Origin of the sequence: Microbacterium sp. 1.5R, from assembly GCF_007667425.1 — a bacterium.
Taxonomy (GTDB): Bacteria; Actinomycetota; Actinomycetes; order Actinomycetales; family Microbacteriaceae; genus Microbacterium.
Map to the genome: position 1 here is coordinate 134,903 of NZ_VDRC01000002.1, position 16,000 is coordinate 150,902.

14 protein-coding genes are annotated in these 16,000 nt (G+C 70.0%); 3 read left to right on the top strand and 11 right to left on the bottom strand.

Annotation, left to right across the window (positions count from 1 at the left end):
• Positions 1-2: 2 nt before the first annotated feature.
• From treZ to FSY98_RS11590, 4 genes are read right to left on the bottom strand one after another with little or no spacing between them, the layout of a single operon-like run.
• Positions 3-1,760 (bottom strand): malto-oligosyltrehalose trehalohydrolase, encoded by a 1,758-nt coding sequence (treZ, locus tag FSY98_RS11575; protein ID WP_144876835.1) that lies wholly within the window; start codon positions 1,758-1,760, stop codon positions 3-5.
• Positions 1,757-4,105: a malto-oligosyltrehalose synthase gene (gene treY, locus FSY98_RS11580; protein WP_144876836.1), complete on the bottom strand. Its 2,349-nt coding sequence runs from the start codon at positions 4,103-4,105 to the stop codon at positions 1,757-1,759. The genes treZ and treY overlap by 4 nt, the downstream gene beginning before the upstream one ends.
• The gene (gene glgX, locus FSY98_RS11585) at positions 4,102-6,312 is read right to left on the bottom strand and encodes a glycogen debranching protein GlgX (protein WP_144876837.1); all 2,211 of its coding nucleotides are present in this window, start codon (positions 6,310-6,312) and stop codon (positions 4,102-4,104) included. Before glgX ends, treY begins: the two co-directional genes overlap by 4 nt.
• Complete coding sequence (locus FSY98_RS11590; RefSeq protein WP_144876838.1) at positions 6,309-6,593, bottom strand: hypothetical protein; 285 nt, start codon at positions 6,591-6,593, stop codon at positions 6,309-6,311. The genes glgX and FSY98_RS11590 overlap by 4 nt, the downstream gene beginning before the upstream one ends.
• 188 nt (positions 6,594-6,781) lie before the next feature.
• Between FSY98_RS11590 and thrC the strand changes: the two genes are divergently transcribed.
• A complete protein-coding gene (gene thrC, locus FSY98_RS11595) occupies positions 6,782-8,185 on the top strand; it encodes a threonine synthase (protein ID WP_144876839.1) in 1,404 nt (467 codons plus the stop codon).
• A gap of 41 nt (positions 8,186-8,226) precedes the next feature.
• On the opposite strand, the gene FSY98_RS11600 is transcribed toward thrC, so the two are convergent.
• Together FSY98_RS11600 and FSY98_RS11605 are read right to left on the bottom strand one after the other, a co-directional pair.
• Complete coding sequence (locus FSY98_RS11600; protein WP_144876840.1) at positions 8,227-8,499, bottom strand: thioredoxin family protein; 273 nt, start codon at positions 8,497-8,499, stop codon at positions 8,227-8,229.
• A gap of 54 nt (positions 8,500-8,553) precedes the next feature.
• Complete coding sequence (locus tag FSY98_RS11605; RefSeq protein ID WP_186307660.1) at positions 8,554-9,561, bottom strand: FUSC family protein; 1,008 nt, start codon at positions 9,559-9,561, stop codon at positions 8,554-8,556.
• 43 nt (positions 9,562-9,604) lie between these two features.
• Between FSY98_RS11605 and FSY98_RS11610 the strand changes: the two genes are divergently transcribed.
• On the top strand, positions 9,605-10,948 hold the full coding sequence (locus FSY98_RS11610; RefSeq protein ID WP_144876842.1) for a M20/M25/M40 family metallo-hydrolase: 1,344 nt from the start codon (positions 9,605-9,607) through the stop codon (positions 10,946-10,948).
• A 58-nt stretch (positions 10,949-11,006) separates the two neighbouring features.
• Positions 11,007-12,461 (top strand): MFS transporter, encoded by a 1,455-nt coding sequence (locus FSY98_RS11615; protein WP_144876843.1) that lies wholly within the window; start codon positions 11,007-11,009, stop codon positions 12,459-12,461.
• A 75-nt stretch (positions 12,462-12,536) separates the two neighbouring features.
• Here the strand turns inward: FSY98_RS11615 and FSY98_RS11620 are convergent, their stop codons facing one another.
• From FSY98_RS11620 to FSY98_RS11645, 5 genes are all read right to left on the bottom strand, one after another.
• Positions 12,537-12,866, bottom strand: coding sequence for a hypothetical protein (locus tag FSY98_RS11620; protein WP_260857385.1), 330 nt, complete (start codon positions 12,864-12,866; stop codon positions 12,537-12,539).
• 306 nt (positions 12,867-13,172) lie between these two features.
• Positions 13,173-13,940: a siderophore-interacting protein gene (locus FSY98_RS11630; protein ID WP_144876846.1), complete on the bottom strand. Its 768-nt coding sequence runs from the start codon at positions 13,938-13,940 to the stop codon at positions 13,173-13,175.
• A gap of 26 nt (positions 13,941-13,966) precedes the next feature.
• Entirely contained in the window at positions 13,967-14,164 is a 198-nt protein-coding gene (locus FSY98_RS11635) for a hypothetical protein (RefSeq protein WP_144876847.1), read from the bottom strand.
• Between the two features lie 37 nt (positions 14,165-14,201).
• A complete protein-coding gene (locus tag FSY98_RS11640; protein ID WP_144876848.1) occupies positions 14,202-15,158 on the bottom strand; it encodes a DNA-3-methyladenine glycosylase in 957 nt (318 codons plus the stop codon).
• 34 nt (positions 15,159-15,192) lie between these two features.
• Positions 15,193-15,885, bottom strand: a complete 693-nt coding sequence (locus FSY98_RS11645) for a winged helix-turn-helix domain-containing protein (protein WP_144876849.1) — start codon at positions 15,883-15,885, stop codon at positions 15,193-15,195.
• Positions 15,886-16,000 lie beyond the last annotated feature (115 nt).

Here is a 16,000-nt window from a genome sequence, read left to right on the forward strand (position 1 = left end):
CCTCAGAGCGGCGGTCCGACGATCGCCGCCGACTCCGGCCCGAGAGTGATCCGGTCGCCTTGCAGCCGCGAGTCCGCCGTCTCCAGCAGCACGGCGTCGCCCGGGCGGATCTCGAAGTCGACGTCCTCTCCGGTGAGGTTCACCAGCACGGCGACCAGCCCGCGGTCGATGCGGAATGCGCGCGCGTCCGGTGCCGCGTCCGCATGCTCGACCGCGGCGAGCGTATGCGTCATGTCGGGATCGGTGAGCTCGGGCCGCTCGCGCCGCAGAGCGATGAGGCGTCGGTGGAGCGACAGCAGACGGCCGTGCGCGGGGTCGTCGAGCTCGCCCCACTGCAGGTGCGAGCGTGCGAACGTCTCGGGGTCCTGCGGGTCCGGCACCTCTGCCGGGTCCCAGCCCATCTTCGCGAACTCGCCGATGCGCCCCTCTGCCGTCGCTCGTCCGAGCTCGGGCTCGGGGTGCGAGGTGAAGAACTGCCACGGCGTGGACGCGCCCCACTCCTCGCCCATGAACAGCATCGGCGTTCCGGGGGCGGTGAGCGTCAGCACGGCGGCGACGGCGAGCCGATCGGGCGACAGCGTGGCCGACAGGCGGTCGCCGGCGGCGCGGTTGCCGATCTGGTCGTGGTCCTGCGTGAAGGTCACGAGACGCCACGCTGGGACGGTCGCGGGGATGTGCGAGCCGTGCGTGCGCTCGCGGAACGAGGAGTACGTGCCGTCGTGGAAGAACCCGCTCTGCGACACTTTGACGAGCGCCTCGGGGTCGGCGAAGTCCTCGTAGTACCCGACCGTCTCCCCGGTCAGCGCCACGTGGGCTGAGTGATGCCAGTCGTCCGACCACTGGGCGGTCAGTCCGAAGCCGCCCGCTTCGCGAGGCAGGATCAGCGTCGGATCGTTCATGTCCGACTCCGCGATGAGAGTGAGGGGGCGTCCGAGGTGCGCGGAGAGCGCATCGACCCGCTCCGCGAGTTCCTGCAGCAGGTGCGTCGAGCTCGTGTCGTGCAGGGCGTGCACGGCATCCAGCCGCAGACCGTCGACGTGGAAGTCCCGCAGCCACATCAGCGCGTTCTCGATGATGTACTCGCGGACCTCGTGCTCGTCGAGGTTCACGGAGTCGCCCCAGGTGTTGCTCTGACCGTCGCGCAGGTACGGACCGAACTCGGGCAGGTAGTTGCCGCTGGGGCCGAGGTGGTTGTAGACGACGTCCTGGATCACGGCGAGGCCGCGGTCGTGGGCGGCCTCCACGAACCGCTGGTACGCGGCGGGGCCGCCGTACCCCTCATGCACGGCGTACCAGAGCACCCCGTCGTAGCCCCAGTTCCACTCGCCGTTGAAGGCGTTGACCGGCAGCAGCTCGATATGGGTGACCCCGAGGCCTGCGAGGTGGTCGAGACGGCCGATCAGCGCGTCGAGCGTGCCGTCCGGCGTGAACGTACCGACGTGCAGCTCGTAGATCACGCCGCCGGCGAGCTGACGGCCGGTCCACGCCTGGTCGTCCCACTCGAACAGCGACGTGTCGAAGACCGCCGACGGTCCGTGCACGCCTCCCGGCTGCCGCAGCGAACGCGGGTCGGGGCGCAGGTCGTCGCCGTCGCCGAGGATGAACCCGTAGCGCTCGCCCTCGGGAAGATCGACGGGCGCGACCCACCAGCCTTCGCGGCTCTCGTCTCGGCCGAGGTCGTGCTCGCCGATCACGGCGCCCCCAGGCGTGAGGCGCCGCAGACGCACGCGCTCGGCGAGGGGAGCCCAGACGCCGATCATCGCTCGTCCACCAGCAGTGCGACGGGATACGTGTCGAGCAGCTCGGCGAGACGCACGGGCCCCGGTCCGATGCGGCGACCGGTGAAGGCGTCGGTCGCTGGCAGGTCGTGTCGCAGCAGCACCGTGTCGCCCCACCCGCCGCGCCGTTCGAGTGCCACGGGCAGCCGGGTCGCGACCGCGAGCACCCCGCCGCGGTCCATCGCGACGACGTGATCGGACGCAGCGCCTGCGGCGACTCCCGCCCGATAGCGGTCGAACAGCTCGGGGTTGTCGCGGCGCAGCCGCAGAGTGCGCGAGGTGACGAGCATCTTCGCGAGCCCGGAGTCGTCGACCGGGGGCAGAGCGCCGCGCGACGCGTCGGCGTCGAGGCGGCGCAGCATGCTCGTCCGCTCCGCGAAGTCGACGGGGCGGCGGTTGTCGGGGTCGACGAGCGAGTGGTCCCAGAGCTCGGTGCCCTGGTAGACGTCCGGCACCCCCGGTGCCGCGAGCTGCAGCAGCTTGGCGGAGAGCGAGTTGCTGCGTCCGCGATCCACGATCTCGTCGACGAAGCCCTCGACGATGCGGCGGGCCGCGCCGTTCGCGGCCTCGGCGATCGCGACGACGCCCTTCTCGAACTCCTCGTCGGGGTGCTGCCAGGTGGTGCCCTCGGCCGCTTCCCTCGCGGCTTTCAGACCGTACTCCCGCAGCCGCTCGGTCGAGATCGGCCAGGCGCCGACGGCCGCCTGCCAGAGCAGGGCATCGAGCGGGCCGTGTCCGGTGGACGCGACCCCGCGCAGATCGGACAGCACCTCTGCCCACCGCTCTGGCACCTCGGCGAGCACCGACAGGCGGGCCCGGACGTCCTCCGACCGCTTGGTGTCATGCGTCGACAGCGTGGTCATCGAATGCGGCCACGAGGCCAGGCGGGCCTGCTGCGCGTCGTGGAACGCGTCGACCGAGAGCGACGCGATAGACGGATCGGCTCCCACCTCGGTCAGCGTGCCCAGCCGGGTGAACCGGTAGAACGCGGTGTCCTCGACACCCTTGGCCATGACCGCGCCGCTGACCTGCGGGAAGCGCTCCGACACTTCGAGCTCGGTATCGAAGAGCAACGGGGTCAGCTCGCCGATCGCCTCGGCGAGGTCGGGCCTGCGGGCTGCGGCGGCGTCGATGGCCTGCTGCAGGTGCTCACGCCCTGCGGGGAGGTACGAGCGGTAGACGGGGAACCCGGCGATGATCTCGGCGAGCGCGTACTTCGCCGCGACCACTCCGTGCGGCAGCGACCGCACGAGGCGGTGCACCTCGGACTGCAGGATCGTCTCGGCGACCACCCGCTTCGTCGCGACGGTGAGGTCGTGCCATGCCTCCAGCGGGGGCAGACCGGTCTCCTGACGCAGACGCGCGTCGAGATCGTCGAGCCGCCCGACGCCGTCGCCGTCGACCAGTACACGGTCGATCTCGGCCAACGCGTCGTATCCGGTCGTCCCATCGGTGCGCCACCACGACGGCAGCTCCTCGCCCGGCTCGAGGATCTTCTCGACCAGCGTGTAGGCGGCGCCGGTGGCATCCGCGAGGTCTTCCAGATATCCGGCCGGGTCGACGAGCCCGTCCGGGTGGTCGACACGCAGGCCGTCGGCGAGGCCCTCGGTGATCCATCGGACGATCTCGCGGTGCGACTCCTCGAACACGTCGGGCAGCTCGACACGGATGCCGGCCAGCTCGGGCACGGCGAAGAACCGGCGGTAGTTCAGCTCGGCGTTCTGGTCCTCCCAGAACCGCAGCTCGTAGTTCTGCGCGTCGAGCAGCGCGGACAGGTCGTCCGTGAGGGCGCCGGTGCCGGGGGCGAGCGGCAGCACGTGCTCGAAGTAGTGCAGGGTGCCGTCGGGGGCGTCGTCGGCCGCCGAGGTGTCGACGGTGATGTCGCCGGCGGCGACGACCTCCGACAGGGCGGAGCCGAGGATCGGCAGACGGACGCGGCCGTCGCCGAGACGACGGTCGACGTCGAAGGCGACGGCGTGGCGCGACGCGCGCCCGAGGCGCAGCACATCCCACCACCACGGATTGTCGCGGGGGCTGCCCACGCCGACGTGGTTCGGCACGATGTCGATCAGGATGCCGAGGCCCGCCGCGCGCGCCGCAGCGGCGAACCGGTCGAGACCCTCCCTGCCGCCGCGCGATTCGTCGACGTGCGAGTGGTCGACGACGTCGTAGCCGTGGTCGGATCCGGGTGTGGCGGCGAGCAGGGGGGAGAGGTAGGCCCATGACGCCCCGAGCGCCGAGATGTACTCGGTGGTCGCCGCGGCGTCGTCGAGCGTGAACCCCTCGCGGATCTGCAGGCGATACGTCGACAGCGGCCGCCGTGTCATCGAGGGAGCTCCGGGGTCGGAGCCGGGGCCGGAGCCTCGGCGCGTTCGGTCTGCATGCGCAGCGAAGCCTCGACCGAGTCGTCGGTCGGCGCCTCCTCCTCCGCGGATTCGCGCAGCACGAGCAGCGACGTCGCCTCCAGAGTGATCGACGACCCTGGTGCCAGGCGGGTCTCGCCCGCACGCTCGCCGAACGTGTCGACCACCACGTCCCACGCGCCGCCCAGACGGTCGTCGGGGAGCACGGCGTCGACGGCATCCGTCCCGCTGTGGAAGTAGACGAGGAAGTTCTGGTCCGACACCGGCTGACCGCGGCGATCCTTCTCGCGGATGCCCTGTCCGTTCAGGAAGACGCCGACCGCGAGGCCGAAGCCGTTGTCCCAGTCCTCCGGTTCCATCCGGCGTCCGTCCGGGCGCAGCCACACGACGTCGGGAGTGCGCTCGCCGTCTTCCGAGCGAACGGGTCGCCCGTCGAAGAAGCGGCTGCGACGGAACGTCGGGTGGTTCCGGCGCAGCCTCGACAGCGCCGCCGTGAACTCGATGAGCGGGTGGTCGGCCGACTCCCAGTCCACCCAGGTGATCTCGTTGTCCTGCGCGTAGCCGTTGTTGTTGCCGTGCTGGGTGCGACCGAGCTCGTCGCCGTGCGCGATCATCGGCACACCCTGCGACAGCAGCAGCGTCGCGAGGAAGTTGCGCTGCTGACGCGCGCGCAGCCGGTTGATGCCCTCGTCGTCCGTTGGGCCCTCGACCCCGTTGTTCGACGACCGGTTGTGCGATTCCCCGTCGTTGTTGTCCTCGCCGTTGGCCTCGTTGTGCTTCTCGTCGTAGGAGACGAGGTCGCGCAGCGTGAAGCCGTCGTGGGCGATGACGAAGTTGATCGATGCGACGGGACGCCTGCCCGAGTGCTCGTACAGGTCGGCCGAGCCCGTGAGGCGCGAGGCGAACTCGCCCAGCGCCTGCGGCTCCCCGCGCCAGAAGTCACGGACCGTGTCGCGGTACTTGCCGTTCCACTCCGTCCACTGGGGCGGGAAGTTGCCGACCTGGTATCCGCCGGGGCCGACGTCCCACGGCTCGGCGATCAGCTTGACCTGCGAGACCACCGGATCCTGCTGCACCAGCTCGAAGAAGGCGGCGAGGCGGTCGACGTCGTAGAACTCGCGGGCGAGGGTCGAGGCGAGGTCGAAGCGGAAGCCGTCGACGTGCATCTCGGTCACCCAGTAGCGCAGCGAGTCCATGATGAGCTGCAGCGCGTGCGGGTTGCCGGCGTTGAGGCTGTTCCCGGTGCCGGTGTAGTCGGTGTAGTAGCGGCGGTCCTCTTCGAGGCGGTAGTACGCCTCGTTGTCGATGCCCTTCATCGAGAGCATCGGACCCATGTGGTTGCCCTCGGCGGTGTGGTTGTAGACCACGTCGAGGATGACCTCGATACCGGCGGCGTGCAGCGCCCGTACCATGGCCTTGAACTCCTGCACCTGCTCGCCGTGCTGACCGCTCGACGCGTACTCGTTGTGCGGAGCGAAGAACCCGAGGGTGTTGTACCCCCAGTAGTTCGACAGCCCCTTCTCCTCGAGGATCGAGTCGTGCACGAACTGGTGCACGGGCATCAGCTCGATCGCGGTGATGCCGAGGTGCACGAGGTGGTCGATGACGGCGGGGTGCGCGATGCCGGCGTACGTCCCCCGGAGGTCCTCGGGGACGTCCGGATGCTGGATCGTGAGGCCCTTCACGTGGGCCTCGTAGATGACGGTCTGCGCGTACGGGGTCTTCGGCAGTCGGTCGCCCGCCCACTCGAAGAACGGGTTCACGACCACGCCCTTCACCATGGCCGCGGCCGAGTCCTCGTCGTTGCGCGAGTCGGACTCGCCGAAGTCGTACCCGAACAGCGACTGTCCCCAGTCGAGCCGCCCGGAGACGGCCTTGGCATACGGGTCGAGCAGGAGTTTGTTCGGGTTGAAGCGCTGGCCCTTCGTCGGGTCGTAGGCGCCGTGCACGCGGTACCCGTACAGGCGGCCGGGCTGGATCGAGGGGAGGTACCCGTGCCACACGAAGGCGTCGACCTCCTCCAGCTCGACGCGGTGCTCGGTGCCGTCCTCGTCGAACAGGCACAGCTCGACCTTCTCGGCTCCTTCGCTGAACAGCGCGAAGTTCGTGCCCTGTCCGTCGTACGTCGCCCCGAGGGGATACGGCGACCCGGGCCAAATCTCGAGGCTCACAGAGCGCGCCGAACAGACGATGCGCGGTGCAGGACGGTCTTCACCGCCTCGTGGAAGTCGTGCACCTGCGCCACCTCCTCCGCACGGGGGTAGGGAACCCCGACGTAGCAGACGAAGACCGGGGCCACGTGCTCGATGTAGCCGACGGCGCCGTCGTGGAAGACGGCGTAGCGGTCGATGTCGACCCGCTCGTAGAGGGGTTCGGGAGCAGGTGCCGGCTGCGGGGCGGAATCCCGCAGATCCGTACGTTGATCATGTGCGGTGGGGGTGTTCGCAGACATGAGTGCTCCCGATTCTTTTGTTGGTGAGACTCACGGTACGAGTTCGGAGAGAGATGGAACATCCCATTGCCTCGGGGCGGGACACGCGCTATACCGCGTACGGTCGCGAACTCCGCACCCGGTGAAACCACCGGCGGAGCACCTGCGACAATGGAGATCCCGTGCCGATTCCGATCTGAGGAGCCACCGTGCAGTTCATCTCCACCCGAGGCGGCATGCAGCCGCTGCCGTACTGCGAGACGCTGCTCGAAGGCCTCGCGCCCGATGGCGGTCTCGCCGTTCCCGAGACAATGCCGACGGTGGACGGAGAGACGCTGGAGCGTTGGCGAGCCCTCACCTACCCGCAGCTGGCCACCGAGGTGCTCGGCCTGTTCGCCACCGACATCCCGCGCGAAGACCTCGCGCGCATGACGGCCGCTGCGTACGCGCCGTTCCCCGAGGAGGTCGTGCCGCTCCGCGAGATCGACGGCGGCCTCACCCTCGTCGGGTTGTCGGAAGGGCCGACCCTGGCGTTCAAGGACCTCGCGATGCAGTTCCTCGGTCAGGTCGTCGAGTACGCGCTGGAGCGCAAGGGCGCCGTGTTGAACGTGCTCGGCGCGACCTCGGGCGACACCGGGTCGGCGGCGGAGCATGCGCTGCGGGGCAAGGAGCGCATCTCGGTCTTCATGCTCTCTCCGCAGGGCCGCATGAGCACCTTCCAGCGGGCGCAGATGTTCTCGCTCGACGACCACAACATCCACAACATCGCCGTGGACGGCGTCTTCGACGACTGCCAGAACCTCGTGAAGGTGCTCGCCGGCGACCTCGACTTCAAGCGCACGCAGCATCTCGGCGCCGTGAACTCGATCAACCTCGCGCGCATCACCGCACAGGTCGTCTACTACTTCTGGGCCTGGCTGCGGGCGACGGATGCCGGGGGCTGGACCGAGGTGTCGTTCACGGTGCCCTCCGGCAACTTCGGCAACATCCTCTCCGGATTCTTCGCGAAGGAGATGGGGCTGCCCATCCGTCGTCTCGTGCTCGCCGCGAACGAGAACAACGTGCTCGACGAGTTCTTCCGCACGGGCATCTACCGCCCCCGCAGCGCCGCGCAGACGCTGGCGACGTCGAGCCCGTCGATGGACATCTCGAAGGCCTCGAACCTCGAGCGGTTCATCTTCGAGCTCGTCGGTCGCGATGCGGCGCGCGTCGTGAGCGCCTGGAACGACCTCGACACGCAGGGTCATTTCGACTTCACCGCCGATCTCGCCCGGTTCGTCGACGAGTACGGGATCGTCAGCGGCACGTCGACGCACGACGACCGTCTCGCGACGATCCGTTCGGTGTACGAGGCGTCCGACGGCGTGATCGATCCCCATACGGCCGACGGGGTGAAGGTCGCGCGCGAGTACGTCGAGCCGGGTGTGCCCATGCTCGTGCTCGAGACGGCCAAGCCGCAGAAGTTCGCCGACACGATCCGCGAGGCCATCGGCATCGAGCTCGAGTACTCCGACGAGCTCCGCGAGATGCTCGCCGCTCCGCAGCACGTCACCGAGATGGCGGACGATCAGCAGGCTCTGCGCGCGTTCATCGCGGAGAACGCCCTGCACTGAGCGGCGCTCGCCGGCATCCGCGCCTCATGCACAAGGGGCGGTCAGACGGGCAGAGCCCTGACCCCCGCGGCCAGGACCTGCGGGACGGTGGGCACACCTTCTGCGCGGAACACCTGAACGCCCGCAGCGTCGCGGATGATGACCGTCGGTGTGGATGTGATGTCGAGGGCTTCGGCGGCATCCGGATCGCGGGCGACATCGATCTCGGTGATCGTCGCGCCAGGCAGGTAGCGGCTCGCCTCGGCCAATACCGACCGGGTCCTCGCGCATGCGCCGCAGAATGCGGATGTCACCAGGGTCAGTTCCACGTTCATCGTCCTCTCTCGAGGGTGACAACCGGGCGCGGACCGTCTCTGTTCCAGGCAGGGTCACGTTCGCGCGGAGGCGCGCGGGTGCAGCAAGCCGGATGCGGCGCCGAGAACGGCGCCGACGACGGTGTCGACGATCCGCTCTCCGGCGACCCCCAGCGAGCCGATGTCGCCCGTCGCAGCGCCCGTCAGCAGCAGCACGAGAGGGGTGATGAAGACGAGGGCCAGAGCGTAGTGGCGCACGACGACCAGCTCGATCGCGAACTGGAGGATGCCGAGCAGCAGTGCCAGCCAAAGCCCGCTGGGATGCAGCAACGTCAGCAGCGCGTACACCCCGGCGCCGACGACCGTCCCGAGCATCCGGTGGAGGCCGCGTTGCATGGCTGCGCGGCGGGCCGCAGCGATTCCGATGACGGCGACCGCCGAGCCGACGATCCAGTAGCTGCGGGTCGGATCGACGACGAGGCCGAGCAGTACGCCCAGCACGGCCACGATGGCGACGCGGAGCAGCAGCAGACGCGAGTCGAGGTCGAGCGATGGGCCGGGAAGCAGATCGCGCAGAGGACGCGCGGCGGCGGCGCGGGCGCGCGGGAGCAGCAGCGGCGTCATCGCGACCGCGTAGGAGAACGCGCACCCTGCGGTGAGGGCGAGGAGGTAGACGAGCGGCGCCACGGGAGAAGTCGCGGCGACGTGGGCCGACAGACCGAACACGAGCACGAAGAACAGCGGCCCCGGCGGGCCGAGCCGGAATCCGAACGACAGCGCGGCGCTGCCGACCGCGACCACCACGACGCCGACGCTCACGAGCCAGGCGCTGGCGGACAGGGCGACTCCGAGTGCCGCACTCGCGATGAGTCCGGCGGCGACGAACGGCAGCACCCGGGCCCGATCGACCGTCGGCGCCGAGCCGGCGAAGAGCACCGTGAACGCGCCGGATGCCGCGATGTAGCCGAGCGAGGGCTGGCCGAGCGCCGTCATGACGGCGATCGGCACCGCGATGCCCAGAGCGGCCTGTATCGCGAGGGGCCAACGCGGGCCGCGGGAGGGGGCGAAGGCGAACAGGCTCACCCTTCGATTCTCTCGCGTTCGGGGGAGTGCCTCCGCCGATACCATGGCCCTCGTGACAGATCCCCGCCCTGGAATCGCCGACCGCCTGTCGCGGATGATCCAGCTCCCCACGGTGTCGGCTGAGCTCGACGAGCGGGGGATGCAGCCCTTCGACGACTTCGTGGCCCTCATCGCCGAGCTCTATCCCCGCACCCATGAGGTTCTGACGCTCGAGCGGCACACGGACCTCGGTCTCCTGTTCCACTGGCGCGGCGCCGGCGGACGGGGAGAGGATCCGGTCGTGCTGATGGCTCACTACGACGTCGTCCCGGTCGACGAGACCGACGACTGGACCCACCCGCCCTTCGCCGGGGTCATCGCCGATGGGATCGTGTACGGACGCGGGGCACTCGACGACAAGGGGCCCCTCGTCGTCGTGCTCGACGCCGTCGAGAATCTGCTGGCCGACGGTTTCACTCCCGCGCGCGACGTGTACCTGTCGTTCGGCGGCAATGAAGAGACCTTCGGTCGCGCCGCGGAGGAGATCGCACTCGTGCTGCGCGACAGGGGGCTCGTTCCGTGGCTCGTCATCGACGAGGGCGGCGCCGTCGTCGAGGCGCCGCTGCCCTTCGTGCCGGGACGGGCGGCCATGATCGGCGTCGGCGAGAAGGGCGTCATGACGATCACCCTGTCGGCCCGCGGCGACGGCGGCCACGCCTCGGCGCCGCCCAGCCTGACGGCCGTGCGGCGCGTCGCCCGTGCGGTCGACCGCCTCGGGCCGAGCACGTTCCGCCCGCGCGTCTCGACCGCGGTCGCTCGGATGCTGACGCGATTCGCGGCCGAGACACCGGGCCCCGCCCGTCATCTGCTGCGGCTGCTCGGCGCCGCTCCCTGGCTCACCGGACGGGTCTTCGCAGCCCTCGGCGGCGAGGCCGCGGCCCTGGTGCGCACCACGGTCGCGCCGACCATGCAGTCCGGCGGAACCGCGGCCAACGTCCTCCCTTCGCAGGCGTCGGCGACCGTGAACCTGCGCATCGCGCTGGGGGAGACGACGCAGCAGGCCGTCTGGAGGGTGCGACGCCGCATCCGCGACCCGCTCGTCACGGTGAGAGTGGTCGACGCCAGTGAGCCCTCGCCGGAGTCGGCGGTCGGCAACGCGCAGTTCGCGCTGCTCGCCGAGGCCCTGTCGGTGTCGCACCCCGGCATCCCCGCCGTGCCGTACGTGATGATGGCCGCGACCGACTCGCGCCATCTCCATCGCTTCGCCCCGGCCGTCTACCGCTTCGCCCCGCTGGAGATGTCGAACGCGCAGCGCGCCTCCATCCACGGCGTCGACGAGCACGTCGAGATCGCGGCCCTCGAACGCGGCGAACGTTTCCATCGCGCGCTCCTCGAACGGCTAGTGTGATCTCACCCGTCCCCGGACGCCGCCGCGACCGGACCCGCCTTGTCACCGAGGAGTCGCGATGACGCGCACCCGCACCCTGGGCACGCTGGCCACCGTCGTCGGTTTCCTCGCCTTCGTCGAGTTCACCAGCGGGGTCCTGCAGGGCTACTACACGCCCATGCTCAGCGACATCGCGCGCCACCTCGGCATCCACGACGCCGACGTCAACTGGCTCGAGGGCACGCAGCTGATGCTGTCGGCACTCGTGGTTCCGGCGTTCGCGAAGCTCGGCGACATGGTCGGCCACAAGCGGATGCTCCTGATCTCGACCGCGCTGACCGCCGCCGCCGCGATGGTGCTGCCGTTCACCGATTCGTTCGCCGTGTTCCTCATCGGGTGGACGCTCATGGGCTTCTACGTCGTGTGGCTGCCTCTCGAGATCGCCCTGATCTGGTCGCGCTCCCGCCGGCTCGAGGGCCGTGCCTCGCTCACCGCGAAGGCCGCAGGACTCCTGGTCGCCGCGCTCGAGGCCGGAGCCATCATCGGCGCGCTCGCCGGCGGCGCGCTCATCGACGTGCTGCCGCTCACCGTCGTGCTGCTCATCCCGGCTCTGCTCATCGTGGTGTGCTTCTTCGTGATCCTGTTCGGGGTGACCGAATCGCCGGACCCGGTCGGCGGGGTCTTCGACACCGTCGGCGTGGTCCTCATCTCCCTGGCGCTCATCTGCTTCACCGGCGGACTCAGCCTGCTCCGACTGGAGGGCGGTCTCGTCAGCCCGCTGTCGTGGGGCGTCGTGCTGCTCGGCATCCTGCTCGTGATCCCGTTCGTGCTGTGGGAGCTCCGTTGCGACGACCCGCTGATCGACGTGCGCATGTTCCGGTCGCCGGCGCTCGGACCCGTCTTCCTCACCGCCGGACTCTTCGGCGTCAGCGTGCTGGGTGCACAGGCGCCGCTGTCGACGTTCGCGCGCACCGATCCCGGGGCGTACGGATACGGCCTCGGAACCACCGGGTTCGCCACGTCCCTGATCATCGGCATCTATCTCATCGGCATGATCGTCGGCGCCCTCCTGTTCCCGGTGATCGCACGATCGCTCACCCCGCGCATCACGCTCATGGGCGCCTCGGTGCTGGTCGGCGTCGGTTTCCTGCTGTTCCTGCCTTTCCATGACTCGTATCCGCAGGTCGTCACGAACATGGTCGTCGTCGGCCTCGGGTCGGGGGCGCTGGTGGCGGCGCTGCCGGCCGCGGCGGCGTCGGCTGCTCCGGCGACGCAGACGGGCGTGGCCACCGGGCTCACGAACTCCGTCAAGACCGTCGGCGGCGCGATCGCGTCCTGCGTGTTCGGCATCGCTCTGCTGGGCGGCGCAGCCGGTGCGGTGGAGGGCACGGCCGGATCGTTCGCTGGTTACGTGACGGTGTGGGTCGTGTGCGGCGTGACCGCCCTCGTCGCAGCGGCGCTGCTCACCTTCGTGCCGAAGACCGCATTCACCGACAGGACGGATGCCGAGGCCGCAGCCGCGCCGGTGATCTGACACACGAGGCGACCCCGACACGGGGGCGCGGCGGCGGACGCCCTGGGCATCAGACGATGTCCCCGTGTAGCGAGGTCACTCGCGGTCGAGACCGAAGATGCGCTTCACGAGCGCTTGTACGTCGCGGTCGAGCCCGTCGATGCGGACCCCCATGGCGTCGATGCGGCTGTTCATCGCGTCGAACTTGCTGTCGACCACCTCGAACCTGCTGTTCACCGCGTCGAACCTGCTGTTCACCGCGTCGAACCTGCTGTCGACCGCGTCGAAACGAGCGTTCATCTCGCCCCGGAGTCCGCCGATCTCGGCACGCAGGATCCGTACGAAGAGCGTCGACACGACGCCGATCATGCTGAACAGCAACGCGCTGACGACGCCGATCACCGTCCAGGTCTGCGCATCGTTCATGAACCCCATCCCCCGATCGTCGCACCGATCAGGCGAGTCTGACACGGGTCCGCGGCAACGGATTCCGGGATTCCGCGAACCGTGGAGAAGAGTCGGAAGGACCCGTCAGTGCAGAGAAGGACGCGGCGTCATCTCTCCTTCGGCGGGTTGTGCATGAACTCGATGCGGATGCCGTCGGCGTCCTCCAAGAAGGACGCGTAGTAGCGCGCGGAGTATCGGGGATACTCCTCGGGTTCGCGGACGACCGTCCACCCGGCATCCGTCGCGAGGTCATGCAGAGCGGGCGGGGGGCGGGGGTCGCCGGTGTCAGTGGGGCGCGTGGTATTCGGCCTCGCCGCGCTTCCAATAGCCCTTGACGACTGCCTTTCCGACGTCGACACCCCAGCGCTCCACCAGGCCGCGACCCGGCTTCACGACCGACTGCTCGGCGGCGACGAAGACGAACGGGTCGGCGCCGACGGCATCCGCCTCGGTCAGCCCGTCGAGGAAGGCGATCAGGGCTGAGCCGGGTGCGGCGTCTGCTCGGTGGAGCCATTCGACCTGGACCGGTGCGTCGATGTCGATCTCTCCTGCGGCCGAGACGGTCTCGATGACGATGCGAGCCGGAGTCGAGTCGGGGATGAGAGCGGAGAAACGACGAATCGCCGGGATCGCCGTCTCGTCCCCGACCAGCAACCAGGAATCGGGCTCTCCGTCGATCACCGCGGAGCCGCGCGGTCCGCCGACGCCGATCGACGAGCCAAGTGGCGCCCTTGCCGCCCACGGCGCGGCGACGCCGGAGTCGCCGTGCACGGCGAACTCGACGTCGAGCCAGCCGTCTCCCCACACGAGCGGCGTGTACTCGCGGCTCGGTGCGGCCCGCATCTCCTCGACGGATCCCACTGGTCCCGTGGGGAAGAACAGGCGCATGTGATCGTCGGACCCGAGGGAGGCGAAGCCGTCGAGATCGCTGCCGGTCAGTCGCAGACGCACGTAGCCGGGGGCCAGCCATTCGCGCGAGGAGAGGGTCACCGTCCGGAAACGCAGGTCGAGCCCGCGGCGTTCGATTGAGAAGCCGGATCGCGTGTCACCCATGAATCAAGGCTAACGGCCGGCGACGGTCACAGCTCTATGCCCTGATCCTCGTCGTTCACACCGGCGTTGTGGCCGCGCCGCGACTCGTAGCCGAGGAACCAGCCCAGCCAGACGATCGCGGCGATCAGGATGCCGAGCCACACGTTCTGGAACACGAGGCCGATCACGACACCGGCGACGAGCAGACCGACGGTGACGGAGACGCGGAGGGCGGTGCGTGACATGGACTCAGCCTAGGGCCGCGGCGGGGCGGCTACGCGGTCAGTGCCGACGATGGTCGGCCGGGGTGAGTCGGGGACCTCGGCGCGGCTCGCTGACGCCGCTGGCGTAGATGAGGCGGATCACGCGCTGCCGGTGGCCTGCCCACGGCGCGAGGAGCTCCAGCATCCCGTCGTCGTCGGTACGGTGCCCGGTGAGGGCGTGGCCGACCTCGTGGGCGAGGTGGTAGTCCCCGACGCTGACGGCGTCGGGGTCGCCCAGCGCTCGCAGACGGGTCTCGGCGGAGGTCCACACGCCGATGCCGGGGAGGCTGGTGAGTACGCGGTCGCGGCCGTCTCCGGTCGGCGCGCCGACGAAGGCGCGAGCGATCGAGTCGGCCCGCGCGGCCGCCGTGACGATCGTCTTCGACTGCGGCGGCTGGACGCCGGCGCGATGCCAGTCCCAGGACGGGATGCGCTGCCACTCGGATGCCGTGGGGGCGGCGTACATGGGGCGGGGCGCGGGACCAGGAGCGCGATGGCCGAACTTCGTCACCAGGAGACGCCAGGCGCGGAAAGCCTCGAGACCTGTCACCTTCTGCTCGAGGATCGCACAGGCGAGCGCGTCGAAGACCTCGCCGGTTCTGGCGAGGCGGATGCCGGGTGTGCGCCGCGCGACCTCGGCGACGAAGGGATGGGGGGAGGGGTCGAATCCGGAGGGATCGTCGTCGCTGCCGCAGAGCGCGGGCACGGTGTCGAGCGCCTCGCCGGCTCCGTCGCCCCAGGCGCTCGCCCTGATCTCGTCGCGGACGGCGCGGAGGGCCAGCGTGGCTGCCCCGCGCGAGGTGCGCACCGTGCGCCAGATGACGGCGCCGTCGAAGACCATGGTGGGATCGCCGGGGCCGCGACGGAGCATGCCGACCGTGCGTCGGAAGTCGACGTGGTGTCCGGGTCGATACACCGATTCCCGACGAGGGTGAGCGGCCGCCTCGGCGGCTGCGGCATCCTGCGTCAGGGTCATGCGCCCACCCTACGCGGCGGGCCTGACACTCGGATCAGAAGCGATCGGGCGACGGCGTTCCGTGGCCGTAGCGGATGACGACGTCGGCGTGACGGTCGAAGCGGTAGCCGATGCCGCGCACGGTGCGCACGATGTCCTCGTAGCGGCCGAGCTTCGCGCGAAGGCGGCGCACGTGCACGTCGATGGTGCGCTCGCCGGGGGTCTCGTCGTCCTGCGCCTGCCAGAGCGCGGAGACCAGCTCGCTGCGCTCGATCGTGCGACCCTCGCGGAGCACCAGGTACTGCAGCAGTTCGAACTCCTTGTAGGTGAAGGCGGCGGACTCGCCGTCGATCAGGACGCGCTTGCGGGAGATGTCGACGACCACCCCGCCTTCTTCGACCGTGGTCTCCTCCTCAGCCGCGGCCTTGGTGCGGGCGATCGCGCCGGGTTCGTGCAGCGCGAGGCGCACGACGTCGAGGTCGCGTCCGCCTGAGCCGTGCGGGGCCAGCGCCACAGTCGCGTGCGTCTCGGCCCCGGGAGCGAGCTCGGCGAGGGTGCGCCGCAGGGCGTCGACGAGGAGCGGGAGGCTCACCCCCGCTTCGGCGGCCTTGATCTCGTCGAGGCCGACGTACAGCGCGAAGCCACGGGGCGAGCGGACGGCGGGCAGATCGGCGGCGAGCGGTGCCGAGGCGACGGAGGCCGGGGCGGCAGCGGAGGAGGGACGCTCGAGAAGTGCGGTGTTCGACATGATGATGAAGTCCTCAGGACGTGAGCCGGACGGGCTCTGATGCGTTGCATGAATGACCGGGCGAGCCGGAGAAGCGAGCAAGGGTGGATGCTCGGAGACCCGGACCACGCAGATC

What these genes read in the sequence shown, in the direction of transcription:
- treZ (WP_144876835.1), bottom strand. Translation starts at nt 1,760, where the DNA reads ATGATCGGCGTCTGGGCTCCCCTCGCCGAGCGCGTGCGTCTGCGGCGC.
- treY (WP_144876836.1), bottom strand. Translation starts at nt 4,105, where the DNA reads ATGACACGGCGGCCGCTGTCGACGTATCGCCTGCAGATCCGCGAGGGG.
- FSY98_RS11590 (WP_144876838.1), bottom strand. Translation starts at nt 6,593, where the DNA reads ATGTCTGCGAACACCCCCACCGCACATGATCAACGTACGGATCTGCGG.
- FSY98_RS11600 (WP_144876840.1), bottom strand. Translation starts at nt 8,499, where the DNA reads ATGAACGTGGAACTGACCCTGGTGACATCCGCATTCTGCGGCGCATGC.
- FSY98_RS11610 (WP_144876842.1), top strand. Translation starts at nt 9,605, where the DNA reads ATGGCCCTCGTGACAGATCCCCGCCCTGGAATCGCCGACCGCCTGTCG.
- FSY98_RS11615 (WP_144876843.1), top strand. Translation starts at nt 11,007, where the DNA reads ATGACGCGCACCCGCACCCTGGGCACGCTGGCCACCGTCGTCGGTTTC.
- FSY98_RS11620 (WP_260857385.1), bottom strand. Translation starts at nt 12,866, where the DNA reads ATGAACGATGCGCAGACCTGGACGGTGATCGGCGTCGTCAGCGCGTTG.
- FSY98_RS11630 (WP_144876846.1), bottom strand. Translation starts at nt 13,940, where the DNA reads ATGGGTGACACGCGATCCGGCTTCTCAATCGAACGCCGCGGGCTCGAC.
- FSY98_RS11635 (WP_144876847.1), bottom strand. Translation starts at nt 14,164, where the DNA reads ATGTCACGCACCGCCCTCCGCGTCTCCGTCACCGTCGGTCTGCTCGTC.
- FSY98_RS11640 (WP_144876848.1), bottom strand. Translation starts at nt 15,158, where the DNA reads ATGACCCTGACGCAGGATGCCGCAGCCGCCGAGGCGGCCGCTCACCCT.
- FSY98_RS11645 (WP_144876849.1), bottom strand. Translation starts at nt 15,885, where the DNA reads ATGTCGAACACCGCACTTCTCGAGCGTCCCTCCTCCGCTGCCGCCCCG.